The organism is Actinoplanes sp. NPDC049316 (genome assembly GCF_040677315.1).
In the GTDB taxonomy this organism is placed as follows: Bacteria; Actinomycetota; Actinomycetes; order Mycobacteriales; family Micromonosporaceae; genus Actinoplanes.
The window spans coordinates 159,655-174,011 of record NZ_JBFAQM010000005.1; the positions used below are offsets into that span (position 1 = coordinate 159,655).

The 14,357-nt window shown below is 72.9% G+C and carries 13 protein-coding genes and 1 pseudogene; 6 read left to right on the forward strand and 8 right to left on the reverse strand.

All coding sequences use genetic code 11. The features are described 5' to 3' along the window. Nucleotides 1-114: 114 nt before the first annotated feature. The 3 genes from AB0K03_RS10115 to AB0K03_RS10125 all read right to left on the reverse strand — a co-directional run bounded on the left by AB0K03_RS10115 (nucleotide 115) and on the right by AB0K03_RS10125 (nucleotide 2,682). Nucleotides 115-1,437, reverse strand: coding sequence for an MFS transporter (locus AB0K03_RS10115; protein WP_364682725.1), 1,323 nt, complete (start codon nucleotides 1,435-1,437; stop codon nucleotides 115-117). Continuing rightward, nucleotides 1,434-2,006 (reverse strand): TetR family transcriptional regulator, encoded by a 573-nt coding sequence (locus tag AB0K03_RS10120; protein ID WP_364682727.1) that lies wholly within the window; start codon nucleotides 2,004-2,006, stop codon nucleotides 1,434-1,436. Before AB0K03_RS10120 ends, AB0K03_RS10115 begins: the two co-directional genes overlap by 4 nt. Before the next feature lie 109 nt (nucleotides 2,007-2,115). Continuing rightward, entirely contained in the window at nucleotides 2,116-2,682 is a 567-nt protein-coding gene (locus tag AB0K03_RS10125; RefSeq protein ID WP_364682729.1) for a sugar O-acetyltransferase, read from the reverse strand. Nucleotides 2,683-2,711: 29 nt separating this feature from the next. Here AB0K03_RS10125 and AB0K03_RS10130 point away from each other — a divergent pair. Further along, nucleotides 2,712-3,891, forward strand: a pseudogene (locus tag AB0K03_RS10130) (geranylgeranyl reductase family protein). Between the two features lies 1 nt (nucleotide 3,892). Here AB0K03_RS10130 and AB0K03_RS10135 read toward each other — a convergent pair. From AB0K03_RS10135 to AB0K03_RS10145, 3 genes are read right to left on the reverse strand one after another with little or no spacing between them, the layout of a single operon-like run. Then, entirely contained in the window at nucleotides 3,893-5,152 is a 1,260-nt protein-coding gene (locus tag AB0K03_RS10135; RefSeq protein ID WP_364682731.1) for an MFS transporter, read from the reverse strand. Nucleotides 5,153-5,190: 38 nt separating this feature from the next. Continuing rightward, entirely contained in the window at nucleotides 5,191-5,679 is a 489-nt protein-coding gene (locus AB0K03_RS10140; protein WP_364682733.1) for an NUDIX domain-containing protein, read from the reverse strand. Between the two features lie 13 nt (nucleotides 5,680-5,692). Then, the gene (locus AB0K03_RS10145) at nucleotides 5,693-6,601 is read right to left on the reverse strand and encodes a Ku protein (RefSeq protein WP_364682735.1); all 909 of its coding nucleotides are present in this window, start codon (nucleotides 6,599-6,601) and stop codon (nucleotides 5,693-5,695) included. A gap of 93 nt (nucleotides 6,602-6,694) precedes the next feature. Here AB0K03_RS10145 and ligD (AB0K03_RS10150) point away from each other — a divergent pair, with 93 nt between their 5' ends. Genes ligD (AB0K03_RS10150) through AB0K03_RS10165 form a run of 4 tightly spaced genes read left to right on the forward strand, consistent with a single transcriptional unit; the run spans nucleotide 6,695 to nucleotide 9,762 of the window. Further along, nucleotides 6,695-7,645 carry a non-homologous end-joining DNA ligase gene (gene ligD / locus AB0K03_RS10150; RefSeq protein WP_364682737.1) on the forward strand — a complete coding sequence of 317 codons (951 nt, stop codon included), beginning with the start codon at nucleotides 6,695-6,697 and terminating at the stop codon, nucleotides 7,643-7,645. Continuing rightward, nucleotides 7,635-8,546, forward strand: coding sequence for a non-homologous end-joining DNA ligase (gene ligD, locus AB0K03_RS10155; protein ID WP_364682738.1), 912 nt, complete (start codon nucleotides 7,635-7,637; stop codon nucleotides 8,544-8,546). Before ligD (AB0K03_RS10150) ends, ligD (AB0K03_RS10155) begins: the two co-directional genes overlap by 11 nt. Before the next feature lie 32 nt (nucleotides 8,547-8,578). Continuing rightward, entirely contained in the window at nucleotides 8,579-8,920 is a 342-nt protein-coding gene (locus AB0K03_RS10160; RefSeq protein ID WP_199517008.1) for a PadR family transcriptional regulator, read from the forward strand. Then, nucleotides 8,917-9,762 (forward strand): HAAS signaling domain-containing protein, encoded by an 846-nt coding sequence (locus tag AB0K03_RS10165; RefSeq protein ID WP_364682740.1) that lies wholly within the window; start codon nucleotides 8,917-8,919, stop codon nucleotides 9,760-9,762. Before AB0K03_RS10160 ends, AB0K03_RS10165 begins: the two co-directional genes overlap by 4 nt. A 4-nt stretch (nucleotides 9,763-9,766) precedes the next feature. Here AB0K03_RS10165 and AB0K03_RS10170 read toward each other — a convergent pair whose 3' ends face one another. Both AB0K03_RS10170 and AB0K03_RS10175 read right to left on the reverse strand, forming a co-directional pair. Next, a complete protein-coding gene (locus AB0K03_RS10170) occupies nucleotides 9,767-11,428 on the reverse strand; it encodes a DNA repair helicase XPB (RefSeq protein ID WP_364682744.1) in 1,662 nt (553 codons plus the stop codon). Nucleotides 11,429-11,570: 142 nt separating this feature from the next. Continuing rightward, nucleotides 11,571-14,006 carry a helicase-associated domain-containing protein gene (locus AB0K03_RS10175; RefSeq protein WP_364682746.1) on the reverse strand — a complete coding sequence of 812 codons (2,436 nt, stop codon included), beginning with the start codon at nucleotides 14,004-14,006 and terminating at the stop codon, nucleotides 11,571-11,573. A gap of 84 nt (nucleotides 14,007-14,090) precedes the next feature. Between AB0K03_RS10175 and AB0K03_RS10180 the strand changes: the two genes are divergently transcribed. Continuing rightward, nucleotides 14,091-14,300 carry a hypothetical protein gene (locus tag AB0K03_RS10180; RefSeq protein ID WP_364682748.1) on the forward strand — a complete coding sequence of 70 codons (210 nt, stop codon included), beginning with the start codon at nucleotides 14,091-14,093 and terminating at the stop codon, nucleotides 14,298-14,300. The last annotated feature ends 57 nt before the right edge of the window (nucleotides 14,301-14,357 follow it).

Below are 14,357 nucleotides of genomic sequence, written 5' to 3' on the forward strand. Positions count from 1 at the left end.
TCGTAGTCGGGTCGACCGGCATGCCGCGGACCGCTGGTCGGGCCCGCGCCGGCAAGCCATCCGGTCCGGTCCTCCGGGCCGCTGCCCGGGCCGGCGGCTTGCCGGCTTGCTGACCTACCCGGCGTTCCGGGCTGTTGCGGGGTCGTCGGTGTGGGGCTCGACGGGGGTGGAGTCCGGGGAGGGGAGCGGGCGGATGGCGCCGGCGATGGAGGTGGCCACGGCCAGGACCATCGCCACCGCTGTCAGGGCTTTCAGGACGGTGATGTGATCGCCGAGGAAGCCGACCAGCGGCGGGCCGCCGAGGAACGCGCAGTAGCCGATGGAGGCGACCACACTGACCCGGGGCGCCGCTCGGGTCGGGTCGTCCGCTGCGGCGCTCATGCCGACCGGGAAGCCGAGGGAGGCGCCGAGGCCCCACAGCAGGGCGCCGGCGAAGGCGGTCGCGGTGTTCGGGCCGAACACGAAGATGAGCAGGCCGGTGAGGCTGAGGACGGCCAGGGCGCGAAGCACCGCGACGCGGCCGTAGCGGTCGAGCAGCGGCGGGCCGAACCAGCGGCCGACGGTCATCGCGGTCATGAAGAGCGCGAAGGCGAGCGTGCCGGTGGTCGCGGCCGTGCCGTAGTCGTCGATCATGGCGACGCTGATCCAGTCGATGCCAGCGCCCTCCGCGAAGGCGAAAGCCAGGACGAAGAGGCCGATGAGCAGAGTACGGGGCTCGCGCCAGGCGGTCAGGGCGCTCGTGCGGCGCCCACCGCCCGGGGAACCGGGAGCGGAACCCGCTGAAGTACCGGCGGAAGAGCCCGGAGCGGCAGCGGCGCTGTGGGGTGCCGATGCCGGTTCCGGCACGTCGTGGTCGTCCGGGACGAAGCTGCGTACGGAGACGATGACCGCCGCCGCGATCAGCAGGGCCGCGACGATCAAGTGGACGGTCACCGAGATGTGCAGGGCGACCGCCGCCGCGCCCACTCCGGCGCCGGCCACCGTTCCGACGCTGTAACCCGCGTGGAAGCGGGGCATGATCGCTTTGCCGAGGCGGCGTTCCACCACCGCGCCCTGGACGTTCATGGCGACGTCCCAGGCGCCGTTGGCGAAGCCGAAGAAGAAGAGCCCCACGACGACGGGCGGGACGCCGTACGGGTAACCGAGCGCGACCGTCGTCACCGCCAGCGCGAGCAGCGCCGCCATGGCGACCACCGTGCGGCGCGAGCCGAAGCGGGCGACGATTTGGCCGGCCAGCACCAGCGAGATGATCGAGCCGGTGGCGATGGCGAGTAGCACCATGCCGAGGCGGGACGGGGTGAGGCCGAGCCCGTCGCGTACCTGGGGGATGCGCGTGGCCCACGACGCCATGGCGACGCCCGCGCCGATGAAGGCGATGTAGACGGCCCGGGCCGCGGCTGTCGCCGACGCGGGTGCGGGGCGCGTGAGGGTGGTCATGATCCTGCTTCCGCGGGTACGAGGCGGCTGATGATGTCGCGGGTCTCGGCGCGGGTGGCGCCTCGGGTGGTGGCGAGGACCTTGTGCATGACCAGGCCTTCGATGAGGGCGTCGACGCCCCGGGCGGTGGTCGGGTCGATGAAGCGTTCGAGGACCGCGCGGCTGGTGTGCATCCAGGACTCCGTGACCTCGCGCAGGGCCGGGTCGCGCAGCGCAGCGAGGTACAGCTCGTACGCCACGGCCCAGTCGTGCGGGTCGGCGTCCGCGTCGCTGTGGATCAGGTTCGTGACGGCCTCGACGAAGTCGTCGCGGGTGCGTACGTCGTCGAAGGCCGCCTCGTAGGCGCGGGACATGCGTTCCGCATGCCGGCGGAAGGCCTGCGCGAGCAGGTCGTCGAGGCCTTTGAAGTGATAGGTCAGCGACCCCAGCGGCACGTCCGCGGCGGCCGCGATCCGCCGGTGGGTGGTGTGGGCGATCCCGCACTCGGCGATGATCTCGACCGTGACGTCGATGATCCGGGACCGCCGGTCCGGATCGTGCCGCCGCACCGGCCGCGACGGGGCGGTCACGGCTCGGCCCTCCGAAGGCCGCGCAGCCCGCCAAGGCCGCGCAGCCCGCCAAGGCCGCGCAGCCCGCCAAGGCCGCGCAGCCCGCCAAGGCCGCGCAGCCCGCGGGCGGTCACGGCTCGACCTCGCGGATCACGCGGGCCGGGTTGCCGACCGCCACGACGTTCGCCGGGAGGTCGCGGGTGACCACCGCGCCGGCGCCGACCACCGTGTTGTCGCCGATGGTGACGCCGGGCAGGACGATGACGCCGCCGCCGAGCCAGACGTTGTCGCCGATGGTGATCGGCAGGGCCGCCTCCCACTTGTCCCGGCGCGGGCCGGCCGCGACCGGGTGTGTCGGGGTGAGCAGCTGCACGTTGGGGCCGATCTGGACGTCGTCGCCGATGGTGATGCGGGCGACGTCGAGGCAGAGCAAACCGAAGTTGGCGAAGGTGCGGGCGCCGATGAACGTCTGGTAGCCGTAGTCGCAGTGGAAGGGTGGCCGGATCTCGCTGTCCTGGCCGTACGCGCCGAGCAGCTCGGTGAACAGGGATCGCTGCGTGGTGCGGTCCGTGGGGTCCATCGTGTTGATGCGGTGCCGCAGCGAGGTGGCCCGTTCCATGTCGCGGAACAGCTCAGGGTCGTCGGCGATGTAGAGCTCTCCCGCGAGCATCCGCTCGCGCATGCTGGGGCCGGTCATGTGTACGAGCGTACATATCCAGTGTACGGATGTACACAGCGCCGATCGATAGACTCGCGCCCGTGGTGGCGGAGTGGGACGTGGCCGTGGTGGGTGGTGGTCCGGGAGGCCTGGCGGCGGCCCATGCGGCGGCGTCGGCCGGGGCCCGGACGATCGTGCTGGAGCGCGCGGAGCACCCGCGCTACAAGACCTGCGGGGGCGGGCTGATCGGCACGTCCCTCGGGATCGCCGGGCCGCGGCTGACCGTGCCGGCCCGTGACACGATCACCGCCGTCACCTTCACCGACCGCGGGCGGCGGGCGTTCACCCGCCGGTCGCCGCAGCGCCCGCTGCTGACGATGGTGCGGCGCGACGACTTCGACTTCGCCTGGTACAAGGCGGCGGTGGCCGCCGGGGCGCACGTACGGCAGAACGCCCAGGTCCGCGCGATCGACCAGGACGACGCGGCGGCCACGGTCGTGCTGGCCGACGGTGAGGTCGTGCGGGCCCGTACGGTCATCGGCGCCGACGGCTCGGCCGCGATCAGTTCCCGGTATGTCGGGGTGACGTTCGACCAGCAGGATCTGGGGCTGGAGGTCGAGGTGGCCGCCACGGCCGCGGACCGGGCCGCGTACCGGGGTCGCGTACCGGGGTCGCGTCGTGCTCGACTGGGGCCCGGTGCCGGGCTCGTACGGGTGGGTCTTCCCCAAGGGCGACGAGCTGACCGTCGGCGTCATCATGGCGAAGGGCAAAGGCGCGGAGACCAAGCAATACCTTTCGCAGTTCCTCGCCCAGCTGGGCCTGCAGGACCGTCGGGTCGTCCGCGACTCCGGGCATCTGACCCGGTGCCGCAACGCCGGTTCGCCGCTGCGCAAGGGGCGGGTCGTTGTGGTCGGTGACGCCGCCGGCCTGCTGGAACCGTGGACCCGCGAGGGGATCAGCTACGCGCTGCGCTCCGGCACGTGGGCCGGCGAGGTGGCCGCCCGCGCGGACGCCCCGGACGGGCTGGCCGGATACGAGACACTGGTCGAGCGGCACCTCGCGCCGGAGATGGCGGCGGGGCGACGGCTGCTGCGGGTGTTCGAGCGGCATGCGCGGCTCATGCACACGGCGATGCGGACCTCGCTCGGCTGGCGCGCGTTCCAGGAGTTCTGCCGGGGCGAGTTGTCGATGGCCGAGGTGCTGGCCCGTCCTGGCATCCGGATCCCCGCGGGGCTGTTCGGCGGCTGAGTCAGGAGCCGGCGGTCCGCGCGAGGTGCTCCCGGGCGTCGTACCGCACGAACTTCGGCAGGGCCAGCGCCAGGGCCCCCGTACCGATGATGCACAGCACGCCGCCCACCCAGATGGAACCGGTGACGCCCAGCCGGCCGCGGGCCATCAGGCCGGAACGGAGCTGCCCCAGCAGCGGGCCGGTCGTGTAGGACAGCATCTCGATGCCGGCGAGCCGGCCGCGCAGGTGGTCCGGGATGGTCTGGGACCAGATCACCATGCGGAAGATGCCGGAGATCATGTCCGCGGCGCCCGCGAAGGCCAGGCAGAACAATGTCAGCCACAGCATGTCGGACAACCCGGCGCCGACGATGCCGACGCCCCAGAGCGCGGCCGCGATGATCACCATGAGGCCGTGGCGGTGCACCCGGCCGGTCCAGCCCGAGGCGAGCGTGGCGAGCAGGGAGCCGGCCGCGGGCGCCGCGTAGAGCAGGCCGAGCACGCGCGGGCCGCCGAGCTGCGTAGCCAGGAACGGGTAGAGCGCCTGGGGCATGCCGAAGAACATGGCGTTGATGTCGACCAGGTACGTGCCCAGCAACTCCTGGCGGCTGCGGGCGTACCGCAGGCCGGTGACCACCGAGCGCAGCGACGGCCGGTCCGCGTCGGGTGGCGGTGGCACCGCTTTCACGAGCGTCAGGCAGGTCACCGAAACCGCGAACGTGACGAGGTCGAACGCGTACACCAGGGCGAGGTCGACCGACGCGATCAGCACGCCGGCCAGGGCCGGGCCGCCGAGCTGGGCCACCTGCATGCCCAGCGACCGCAGGGCCATCGTGGCCGGCAGCTCCTCGGGCCGCACCAGGCGGGGGACCATCGCCTCGAGGGCGGGCCGCTGGACGCCGTCGACCGTGGCGGTCAGGGCCGCGATCAGGAAGAGCAGCCACAGGTGCGGGCGGTCGGAGAGCGAGTTGAGCAGCAGGACGCCGCAGAGCGCGGCGAGGGCGAACTCGCCCCCGCGGACCAGCAGGCGGCGGTCCAGGAAGTCGGCGAGCGCGCCGCCCACGAAGGCCATGAAAAGCAGCGGTACGAGCTCACAGACGCCCAGCAGCCCCACCATGAGCGGATCGTCGGTGAGCCGGGCGACCTGATAGGGGATCGTGACGTACGTGATGAACGACCCGACGCCGGACACCGCGCCGCCGAAGAACACGAGGCGGAAGTCGCGGGAGGTGCGCAGCGGGGTGAGGTCGAGCCCCAGCCGCCGCCGGGGCCGGTCGGTCACGACCGCATCCTGCCCCGGGGCGTCCGGCGCGGGCGAGCCTATTTCAGGACCATGCGCCCGGTGGACTCGAAGGCCCGGAGGTCGGCCAGCGTCTCGTCGATGACCATCGACTTGGGGCCGGGCAGCGCGTCGAGCGGGAAGAAACCGGCGTCGACCGACTCCTCCGTCACCGTCTGCAGTTCACCCTCCCAGGCGTGGATCCGGAAGGACATGAGGATCTGCTGGTACGTGTGACCCCACTCGTTGGTGTACGTGTACGCGCTGTAGAACGCGAACGGGGTCAGCGAGGTGGCCCGCAGCCCGGTCTCCTCCCACACCTCCCGGACCGCGCATTCCTCCATGCTCTCGCCGAGCTCCATGGCGCCCGCCGGGATCGCCCAGCGGTGGTTGTCGGAGCGCTGGATCAGCAGCAGGCGTCCCTGCTCGTCGAGGATGACCCCCCGCGCTCCCACGAACAGCAGGGTGTCCGCGTCGCCGACGCTGGTGCGTACCCGGCCCAGATAAGACTCAGCCCACGTCAATGCCACGGGACCAGAGTAGTCAGGAGGCCTTCTTCGCCGCCTTCTTGGCGGGAGTGGTTTTCTTTGCGGCGGTGGTCTTCTTGGCGGCGGTCTTCTTCGCCGGGGCCGCCTTCTTGATCGAGGTGGCGCCGGCGGAATCGGGCGCCTCGCCGCGGGCTGCCTTGGCCCGCTCGACGGACGCCTTGAGCGCCGCCATCAGGTCGACCGCGGCGGCCGGGGCCTCCTCGGTCTCCTCGGGGGCCACGATCTCGCGGCCCTCGACCTTGGCGTCGATGACCTCCTGCAGCGCGGCCCGGTAGTTGTCGGTGAACTCGTCGGGTTTGAAGCTGCCGGCCATCGAGTCGATCAGGGAGCTCGCCATGGCCAGCTCGGCCGGCCGGGTCTCGATGTCGTCGTCGAGGAAGCCGAAGTCGGGGGTGCGTACCTCGTCGGGCCACAGCATGGTGTTGAGGACGAGCACGTCGTCGTGGACGCGCAGGGTCGCGAGCTGCTCCCGCTGGCGCAGCGCGATCTTGACGATCGCCACCCGGTCGGCCTCGGTGAGCGCGTCGCGCAGCAGCACGTACGGCTTGGCGGCCTGGCCCTCGGGCTCGAGGTAATACGACTTGGCGAACAGCAGCGGGTCGATCTGGTCCGCCGGGACGAACTGCAGCACGTCGATCGCCCGGGAGGTGGTGAGCGGCAGGTCGGCGAAGTCCTCGTCGGTCAGGATGACCATTTCGCCGCCGCCGATGTCGTACCCCTTGGCGATGTCGTCGTAGCTGACCACCTCGCCGTCGATCGAGCACGTGCGCTGGTACTTGATCCGGCCGCCGTCGGTGCGGTGCACCTGGTGGAACCGGATGTCCTTCTCCTCGGTGGCCGAGTACAGCTTGACGGCGATCGACACCAGGCCGAACGAGACCGCGCCTTTCCAGATCGCTCGCATACTCGCCTCCTACCCCCGTGAGCTGCGCTTCGATCAAGGATGGCATTACTGAGACGCCTGCGTAAGGTGTTCGCTCCTGCCTATGGTGATCAGGTGCCGGGCGCGCCCCTGTCTCCCATGCTCGCGACCGCGGGGCCGCTGCCGGCCGGCGCGGGGTGGAGCTACGAGTTCAAGTGGGACGGCGTGCGCGTCCTGGCGTCCTTCGACGGTGGGCCGCCGCAGCTGTGGGCCCGCTCCGGCGCGTCGGTGACCCTGGCCTACCCGGAGCTCGCCGCGCTCTCGCTGCCACCGGACTCGGTGCTGGACGGCGAGATGGTCGTGCTCGACGCGGCCGGGCGGCCCTCGTTCACGTCGCTGGCCGAGCGCATGCACGTGCGGGACACCGGGAAGGCGGCCCGGCTGGCCGTGACGCTGCCGGCCACGTACATGATCTTCGACCTGCTCCGGTACGACGGCGCCTGGCTGCTGGACCTGCCGTACGAGGAGCGCCGCGCCCGCCTCGAGCGGCTGGACCTGGGTCCCGGGCCGAGGATGGTTCCCCCGGCCTTTCCCGACGGCGCGGCGACGGCGGCGGCAGCCCGGGAGAACAGCCTCGAAGGCGTGGTCGCCAAGCGGCTGGGGACGCCGTACCTGCCGGGGCTGCGGTCGCCCGACTGGATCAAGGTGAAGTTCGACCGCACCGGCGACTACGTCATCGGCGGGTGGCGGTCCGGGGCGCGCAAGCTGGGCGGCCTGCTCGTGGGCGTGCCCGGGCCGGACGGACGGATGCTCTTCCGGGGCCGGGTCGGCGGCGGGATCGGCGCAGCGGCGGAACGCGAGCTCCTGTCCGTGCTCGAACCGCTGGCCACGCGCGAATCGCCGTTCGCGCCGGGGGCCGTGCCGCGCGAGGATGCGCGCGGGGCCCACTGGGTGAATCCCGACCTGGTGGTCGAGGTGCGCTACGGGAACCGTACGCCGGACGGACGGCTGCGTTTCCCGCGTTTCCTGCGGCTGCGCCCCGACAAGACGCCGGCGGAATGCGTGGAGGACGACGATGGCGGCTGAGCGCTTCGCCGTGCAGATCGAGGGCCGCGACCTCGAACTGTCGAATTTGGACAAGCTCATGTACCCGGAGGCGGGGTACACCAAGGGTGAGGTCATCGATTACTACACGCGGATCGCGCCGGTGCTGCTGCCGCATCTGCGCGACCGGGCGCTGACCCGGATCCGCTACCCCAACGGCGTCGACGGCACGCATTTCTTCGAGAAGAACGCGCCGGGCGGAACTCCTTCCTGGGTACGGCTGGAGACGCTGCCCGTACCGGGGTCGACCAAATCACGGGAAACCATCGACTTCGTGGTAGTGGACGAGCTGGCGACGCTCGTGTGGGTGGCGAACCTGGCGTCGCTGGAATTGCACACGCCGCAGTGGAGGATCGGCGAGCACCCCGATCTGATGGTCGTTGATCTCGACCCGGGCGCCCCGGCGGGACTGCGGGAATGCTGCGCCGTGGCGATGCTGATGCGGGACCGGCTCGCCGAGGACGGGCTGAGCGCGTACCCGAAGACCTCCGGCAAGAAAGGCATGCAGCTCTGCGTGCCGATCGCGGGGGTTCAGGATTCCGAAACCGTTTCCGGGTACGCCAAGAGGATCGCCGAAGAGCTGTCGGCGCGGGTTCCTGGCTCGATCACGGCGAAGATGGCGAAGGCGATCCGGCCCGGAAAAGTGTTCATCGACTGGAGCCAGAACGCGGCCGCTAAGACGACCGTGGCGCCGTATTCGCTGCGGGCGCAGGCGGAGCCGACCGCGTCCGCGCCCTTGACGTGGGACGAGGTGTCGGCGATGGCGCTCGGCGAGGAGCCGGCGCGGCAGCTCGGCGCCGCGGAGGTGCTCGAGCGGGTGGAGAACCACGGCGATCTGCTCGCCGATCTGCTGGCCGGCGGGCCGCCGGTACCGCTCTCTTGAGGTACCTTGCGACGCAAGGTACCGTGTGCCGCATGGCAGACGTCGCGCAGCTCTCGACAAGCCTGCGGCGCGGGACCCTCGAGTTCTGTGTGCTCGCGATGGTCGAGCACGAGGACCGGTACGGTACCGAGATCGTCCGCCGCTTCGGCGATGAACGCGGCCTCGCCGCCTCGGAGGGCACCATCTACCCGCTGCTGTCCCGGCTGCGCCGCATCGGCTGGCTCGACAGCAAGTGGAGCGAGTCGCCGTCGGGGCCGCCACGGCGCTACTACGCCCTCACCGACGACGGCCGGTCGGCGCTGGAGCACTTCCGCACGGAATGGGTGTCGTTTCGACAGACCGTCGACCGTCTCGTAGGGACCGGTGGGGCATGAGCAGCGACAGATGCGACGAGGTCGTCGCCGAGTACCTGCGCGAACTGGAGCAACGCCTGGGCGGCCTGCCCGTCCTGCAACGCCGGGAACTGCTCGGCGACCTCGAGGCGCACATCGTGAACGAGCGCGCCGAGCGGGGTGTCACGTCCGAGACCGAGCTGCTCGTCGTGCTCGAGCGGCTGGGCAGCCCCGAGGTCGTGGCCGCCGCGGCGTACGAGGAGGCCGGGCTCCCGGAGCCGACCGTGGAGCTGGCACCGGCGGGTGCGGCGCCGCGGGCCGCGAGCGGGACCCTGACGGTTGCCGCGTCCGCGCGCTTCACCGGGCGGGCCGAGCGGACCGCCGCGCTCGGCAGCGAGGAACTCTTCGGCGCGGCCGGCGCCCGGCCGGCCTCGCCCGCGCCGCTGCAAACCCCGCCCGCGCCGAAACCGGCCTCGGCCGCGCCGGTGCAGGCATATGCGCCGCCGTCGTTCTCCGCAGCGGTGGTGCCGCCGCCGGACGACCTGCTCCGCGAGCGTCCCGGGCCCTTCCCGCCGGGCGGCGGCCACCTCTTCCCGAGCGGCCCCGGCGGGCGGCCGTGGTCGGACGCACCCCCGCCACCGTTCGTCGGTGGGCCGCCCTTCGCGCCCCCGCCGCCGCGCCGGGAGCCGTCATCACGCGCCTGGGTGCGCGCGGCCGTCGGGGCCGCCATCGCCTTCGCGGTCGTCGTCATGTTCGGCTGCCTCGCCGGGGCGTTCCTGCTGCAGACCAGCAGCGTGGACGAGGCGCCGGCGGCAGTGTCCGTGGAGGCGCCGGACCCGGTGGACCTGCCGCCGGTCCCGCCCGTGCCGCTCCCGACCGAGTAGGGGCCTAATCCACCTGCGGCAGGGGCGGCCCGAGCACGTCGTCCGCGTCGACGATCGTGTACGCGTACCCCTGCTCCGCGAGGAACCGCTGGCGGTGGGCCGCGTACTCGGTGTCGATCGTGTCGCGGGACACCACGGTGTAGAAGTGCGCCTGGCGGCCGTCGGCCTTCGGGCGCAGCACGCGGCCGAGGCGCTGGGCCTCCTCCTGGCGCGAGCCGAACGTGCCGGACACCTGGATCGCCACCGCCGCCTCCGGCAGGTCGATGCTGAAGTTGCCGACCTTCGAGATGACGAGCGTCCGCAGGGAGCCGGCGCGGAACTCGTCGAAGAGCCGCTCGCGCTCCTTGTTGGTGGTGGAGCCCTGCACGATCGGGGCGTCGAGGTATTCGCCCAGCTCGTGCAGCTGGTCGATGTAGCCGCCGATCACCAGCGTCTGCTCGCCCGCGTGCTTGTCCACCAGCGCGCGGACCACGGGCAGCTTCGTGCGGGCGGTCGCGGCGACCCGGTAGCGCTCCTCGGCGTCGGTCACCGCGTACGCCATGCGCTCGGCGTCCGTCAGCGTCACCCGGACCTCGACGCACTCGGCCGGGGCGATCCAGCCCTGCGCCTCGATGTCCTTCCACGGCGCGTCGTAGCGCTTGGGCCCGATCAGCGAGAACACGTCGCCCTCGCGGCCGTCCTCGCGGACCAGCGTCGCGGTCAGCCCGAGGCGGCGGCGGGCCTGCAGGTCGGCGGTGAAGCGGAAGATCGGGGCCGGCAGCAGGTGCACCTCGTCGTAGATGACCAGGCCCCAGTCGCGGGCGCCGAACAGATCGAGGTGGGTGAACGCGCCGCCGCGCCGCGAGGTGAGCACCTGGTACGTCGCGATGGTGACCGGGCGGATCTCCTTGCGTTCGCCCGAGTACTCGCCGATCTCCTCCTCGGTCAGCGACGTCCGCGCGATCAGCTCCCGCTTCCACTGCCGGCCGGCGACCGTGTTCGTCACCAGGATCAGCGTGGTCGCCTTCGCCGTGGCCATCGCGGCCGCGCCGACCAGCGTCTTGCCGGCGCCGCAGGGCAGCACCACCACGCCGGAGCCGCCGGCCCAGAAGCCCTCCACGGCCTCCTGCTGGTACGACCGCAGCGTCCACCCGTCCTCGGCGAGGATGATCTCGTGCGCCTCGCCGTCCACGTACCCGGCGAGGTCCTCGGCGGGCCAGCCGAGCTTGAGCAGCGCCTGCTTGAGCCGGCCGCGCTCGGAGGGGTGCACCACGATCGTCTCGTCGTCGATGCGGGCGCCCAGCATGCCGGCGAGCTTCTTGCTCTTGGCCACCTCGATCAGCACGATCTTGTCGAGGCCGCGCAGGACCAGCCCGTGCGTCGGGTCGTTGACCAGCTGGAGGCGGCCGTACCGGTCCATGGTCTCGGCCACGTCGACCAGCAGCGCGTGCGGCACCGGGTAGCGGGAGAACTTGATCAGCGCGTCCACCACCCCCTCGGCGTCGTGGCCGGCGGCGCGCGCGTTCCACAGTCCGAGCGGCGTGAGGCGGTAGGTGTGCACGTGCTCGGGTGAGCGCTCCAGCTCCGCGAACGGGGCGATCGCCATCCGGCACGCCTGGGCGTCGGGGTGGTCGACCTCCAGCAACAGGGTCTTGTCGGACTGCACGATCAGGGGTCCGCCGCTCACCAAGAAGCCCTTCCACGAACGAGAGAAGACCCTCCAGTCTGACACGGCTGCGCGCGTACCGGCCGGGCTTGATCCCGTGTGCAACGCTTCGGCGGAACCTGACGGATCGCGCGCGGCTAACGGGGGCGCGCGGTCCCGGCGATCAGTCCTCCAGGACCGCGGCGGTCACCCGGTGCAGCGCGAACGTGTGCAACGTCTCGGTCCGCTCGTCCTCGGCGCGCAGGTAACCGGCGCTGAGCGAGACCGGGCGGACCAGCCGCGACAGCGTCGCGCCGTGCGCGTCCACGTACCCGACCCAGACCCGGGCCTTGTCCCGGACCGCCTGCTGCAGCACCGCCATGGCCTGCGAATGGGCCTGCACCGAGGTCAGGCCGGGCACGCTCTGGCCGTTGGCGGCCCGCACGCTGACCGGCGCGCGGCGGGCGGCGCGGGTGGCGATGTCACCGCGGCGGATCTGCTCGACCACCCCGGCCAGTCGCGGCCCCGCCAGCATCGGGGGTCCGGCCGGCTCGGCCATGCGCACCGAGACGGGGGTACGGCTGGCAGCGCGGCGAACCTTCGGCCGGCTCAGCACAGCGGCACCGGCGGCATCCTCCGCGACCGGCGCGAACCCGGCGTCCCGCAGCGCGCCGAGCAGCCGCGGCAGCTGCAACGGGCTGACCAGGACGGTCGGTGCGAGCCGGCGCAGCGCGAGAGTGCTCAGGCGCTTGTCCGCCAGCACCTCCGCGACCAGCGCCTCGTCGTCGCTGCGCAGATACGAACCGGCCGAGCCCGCGCGCAGGCCCCCGTGCTTGCGGGCCGCGTCGTCGATCAGATAGGTCAGCGCCTGGGGCACCGGGGTCCGGGACCGGCGGCGGAACAGGGCGTGCAGGTCGGTGGCGGCGTACCCGATGTCGAGGGCGCGCCGGACGCTCGCGGCGGTCACCCGGTGCACGCTCGCGCCGCCCGCCGACTCCAGCTCGGCCACGACCTCCAGCTCGGCCGCCAGCTCGGGCTCGGGCGGCCCCGGCACCACGACCGACAGGTCCGCCTGCACCAGCACGTGGTCGACCGGGGCGGGCAGGAGGCCGTCGAGGGCGCGTACGGCGTCGGACGTGCCGGGCGCGCGCTCGCCGTCGGGGCCGGCGCCCAGCGGGTCGTGGTCGTCGTGGTCGTCGCCGGCGTGCAGCAGGCGGCCGTACGAGGTCAGCGCCCCCAGCCCGGTCAAGCCCAGCGTGGCAGCCCCGGCGAGCGCGTCACGGTGCGCCTGCTCCCGGCCGCGGGCCCGCCGGGGCGCCTGCCAGGCCAGCAGCGCGAGCACGTCCTCCGGCTTCGGTGCCGTGCCGGCCGGCAGGTCCGCCAGCGCGGTCAGCACCTCCCGGCGCGCCTGCGGAGCCCCGGCCCGTTCGGCGTCCGGGGCGAGCACGGTGATGGGCCGGTCGCGGTCGTCGCGCTGACCGACCAGGCTGGGCTGACGGGTCATCGCCAGCCACGCATCGGCCAGGGCCTCCCAGCGCCGGGCGATGCTGAGCGCGCGCCAGAGGTCGTACGAGCCGGTGGGCAGGAAGATCTCGTCGGCGGCGCCCGTGGCCCGGCTGGTCGTCACCCCGCGGCCGGTGCCCGCCACGTCCGCCTCGCCCATGAGGCCCGCGGCGTGCAGGACCTCGAGCAGCAGGGCCGCCGAGGCCTCGTCCAGGCCGGCCGTGCGGGCGAGACGCTTGTGGTCGCGTACGCCGAGACCGCCGGCCTTCAGCACCGCGGCGGGCTCGGCCGCCAGCGCATCGAGCAGCGCCTCGGCGCTGCGGACCGCCTCCATGACCTGACCGGCGCCGGCCGAGTCCACGGACTTCGCATCCCGGACGGGACCCTCCGGGACCGGTGGGAACGGCCGCAGCCCGCCCAGCGGGCCGCTCTCGCGGCGCAGCAGGAGACCGACCTCACGAGGCAGCTCCACCAGCTCACCGTCGGCGCGCGGCGCCCGCCCGGCCTCGGACACCGGGACGAGGACGTGGTTGTCGATCAGCCAGCGCACCGGCTCGGCCACGCCGCCGCCGGAGCTCAGCGCCCCGACCGGCGGACCCGCGGCGAGCCGGTCCAGCACCGCCCGGGCGCCGGCGGGCGCGGCGAGCACCGTACGCCGGAGCTTCGCCCGGTCGGCGCAGAGCGCGGCGGCCTGGGCGTCGAGGTAGTCGGCGGGCCGGCCGAGGCCCGCCGGGTAGGGCGACGTCACCTCGTCGACCGCGCCGACCACATGCATCGCGTCCTCGGGCCCGTGCAGCAGGAAGCGGGCTCGCAGCCGGCCCACCGCGACCCGCACGTCGTCGTCCTCGGCGGCGCCCGAGGTGAGCGCCAGAATCTCCGCCACGGACGTCGACGCCGTCTCCTCGGACCGGCTGAGCCGCGCCGCGTCCAGCACGGCCAAGGTGAACTCGTCCAGCATGTCCAGGCAGCGGGCCACCGAGCCCCGGGACTGGGCACGCACCGCCAGCGCGGAGATGTCGGACGGCACGGGCACGACGAGATCCGGGCGCAGCTGGATGAGCGCGCCCAGGGCGTCGTCGGACAGGGACCGGAGCTGGTCGGCGAATGCGGTGGCCATCGCATTCAAAGCTAGCCGCCATGGGACGATTGGCGCAGGCCCCGCCGGTGTGGCCGGGCCGACGACGACCAAGGGGAGTGAGCTGTGGGGGCGAACGACAAGATGCCGGGAACGGCCGTCCAGCAGGGCGTGGCCACCCAGAAGCCGGGCCGGGAGTCCTCGATCAAGGAGGGCCACCTCAACGTGTCCGAGCTCATCAGCGACCGCCCGGCCGCCCCGTCGCCGTTCGGTGACGACCAGACCTTCCCGCTCCCGGTGGACCGGCTGACGTACACGCCCACCACGACCCCGTGAGGCTGAGCTTGCAGTTGTCATGCCCTCCTGGCCCTTGCGTGCGACGCCGTCGCCCGG

Bases quoted from the DNA above. Each gene is read 5' to 3' on its own strand.
- AB0K03_RS10115 (WP_364682725.1), bottom strand. From the start codon at position 1,437: ATGACCACCCTCACGCGCCCCGCACCCGCGTCGGCGACAGCCGCGGCC.
- AB0K03_RS10125 (WP_364682729.1), bottom strand. From the start codon at position 2,682: ATGACCGGCCCCAGCATGCGCGAGCGGATGCTCGCGGGAGAGCTCTAC.
- AB0K03_RS10145 (WP_364682735.1), bottom strand. From the start codon at position 6,601: ATGCGAGCGATCTGGAAAGGCGCGGTCTCGTTCGGCCTGGTGTCGATC.
- ligD (WP_364682738.1), top strand. From the start codon at position 7,635: ATGGCGGCTGAGCGCTTCGCCGTGCAGATCGAGGGCCGCGACCTCGAA.
- AB0K03_RS10160 (WP_199517008.1), top strand. From the start codon at position 8,579: ATGGCAGACGTCGCGCAGCTCTCGACAAGCCTGCGGCGCGGGACCCTC.
- AB0K03_RS10165 (WP_364682740.1), top strand. From the start codon at position 8,917: ATGAGCAGCGACAGATGCGACGAGGTCGTCGCCGAGTACCTGCGCGAA.
- AB0K03_RS10175 (WP_364682746.1), bottom strand. From the start codon at position 14,006: ATGGCCACCGCATTCGCCGACCAGCTCCGGTCCCTGTCCGACGACGCC.